At 51.1% G+C, this 2,068-nt stretch carries 2 protein-coding genes and 1 pseudogene; all 3 read left to right on the forward strand.

What is annotated here, in order from left to right; all coding sequences use genetic code 11:
- Nucleotides 1-278: hypothetical protein (locus AC1DH9_RS28030; protein ID WP_477809225.1), on the forward strand; the 278-nt coding region annotated here is incomplete at its 5' end.
- Between the two features lie 580 nt (nucleotides 279-858).
- Nucleotides 859-1,383 carry a hypothetical protein gene (locus AC1DH9_RS28035; RefSeq protein WP_427532224.1) on the forward strand — a complete coding sequence of 175 codons (525 nt, stop codon included), beginning with the start codon at nucleotides 859-861 and terminating at the stop codon, nucleotides 1,381-1,383.
- Between the two features lie 557 nt (nucleotides 1,384-1,940).
- Nucleotides 1,941-2,068 (forward strand): annotated as a pseudogene (locus AC1DH9_RS28040) (site-specific integrase); the annotation flags it as partial.

Here is a 2,068-nt window from a genome sequence, read left to right on the forward strand (position 1 = left end):
GGGTAGGGAGTAACTTCAATCTAGACATAAAGGTGGCCGGATTCTCGACAAGCGTGACGATGTCGGAACAACCTGGAAAAAAAATAACTCCTCCAGATGGTCAACGCTCCACTGAAGTTTTATTTAACAGTCGATCCAACCCCCACTTGGTACAAATGAAATCGGCCGAAGCAGTCACACTACTACCGAGCGATTTTTCCACGCTTGCTTCAGAACCTCTTAACGCCCAACTCACCGCCCAATCAAAAATCACCCATAGCTTTAATTGCGCTTCCTAGCGCGCCCTCCGCGGAAATCAAACCATTGATTGCTTATGCATTCATGCTCGCATCCAGCTCTCAGCATCCAAATCTACCGCACACTTTAGAATCAACCCGCTTATAGCCAATAGCAATATATAACACTTATTTAATATACTTCGGATGCCTATAGCTTCTGAAATCCGCTCTTGCTAACCGGCTTGGCTTGGCCGGCAGCGGACAGGCCTGAGGCCTTCGTTTTCTGCCCGCGACTCCAATGTGAAGGTAAATACGCTACCGTTGATGCCAGAGAGTTTTACTTCTAATCTTCATGCGAAGCTATGTCCTCGTTTTTTGTATTTGTAGGTAACCATCACCATTGGCGAAGCCCCGAACTTCTTCACTTTTAGTTTCAGATCAGGCACTTAGGATCAAGAAAACGTCATTCAAATCATCCTCCCTTTAGCCATAAATAAAAAATTGACGAATAGGCTTTCAAACATTTGACAGAGTGAGTTCTCCCATCAAGAATTGCCCAGCGCGTTTCCAAGGTTGGGATCGCGTAACAAGGAGAAATTCTTTTCTAGAATTTCAGCGCAGATAAAAAAAGGAAATTAAAATGTCTGAAGCACTCAAGGGAAAAATCTCGAACGACACCCTAGGGCAAGTTCAAACCTACACCCTCTTCAACCAGAATGGCATCCTGATCACCTTGGATCTGCCCAGCCCAGTGACGCTCAATCTGAACAGCCAGGAGTATTACCCCCCCCTCACGGACCTATCCACAAAAGTCGTTCCAGTTTTGCGCAACACCTCGGGCCTTGACCTCAAATCGGCGACGTTCACTATCCAAGTCAATGACGTAAAAGAGGACGACAACACGCTCGCGAATGTGCGGTGGTGGAACGTCAATCAGGCAGATGGGCATCAGTCCATGGTATTCACTTGTGGCCCGATTGATAACGGGGACCACAGCTCAGGCACAGCCACCACTTCTGGATACTCTCGAATCCGGTGGGCCACCATGGCGAACACTGGGCGCAAAAATGAAACCTTTACCGTGAGCGATGTCTCGCTCACCTTCAAATCTACTTCTCCGGTAACTACGGGTGCAACTGACGGGCCGGTTATTAGAGTTGGCTAGTTGATCTGCCACCGCGGGGCCCAGAGTTCTGGTCCCCACGGTCGTCCCCGCCGCTGCGATGTTTTGCCAAATCGACGTGCTGGACGGATCGAAAAAGCTTGAAGCCGATTTGCCGGTCTTAAGTCAAGGCTAAAAGCCACCGCGCCAGCAGGATTCAACTGCAAGGTTTGCCCTTTAACTCAACCGGATCGGTTGAACCCGTCGAACCCGTATCCTCTCCACCGGCTACGACCGAGTCGTGCCTGCCCCCCACGCGGATCAAGCGGTAGTAAGACAGCCTGCACCGCCCTGGCAGTCAACTCCCCCAGAGAAACCTTGGTGCCGCCAATGCGCCCACAACGTGTCACCGAACTTTGGCTGGTGCACAACACATCCAGTTCCGACGGACTCACTTGGCAGACGATCCGGTTGTAACACCCTCAGGCGGTGACAGCCGGCCGCCAATCAAATTTTATGGCTCACACCAGCCCCCCCTTTTCGCTGGGCGGTCATCACCTTAACTCGCCCGTCAGGCGAAACAGCGCTTGGCATCGAAAGGCTGTTTCTCCATCACCCATTTGAAGCTTCGCGCCCGCCGGCAATACAACTGCCGGCACACATACGCTACCATGTGCCTCATGGCGGGTATGAACCCTGCATTTATTGCCAATCAGCTCGGTCATAGCGTTCAGATGTTGCTATCGAC

This window comes from Pseudomonas sp. 05T35 (genome assembly GCF_056396605.1).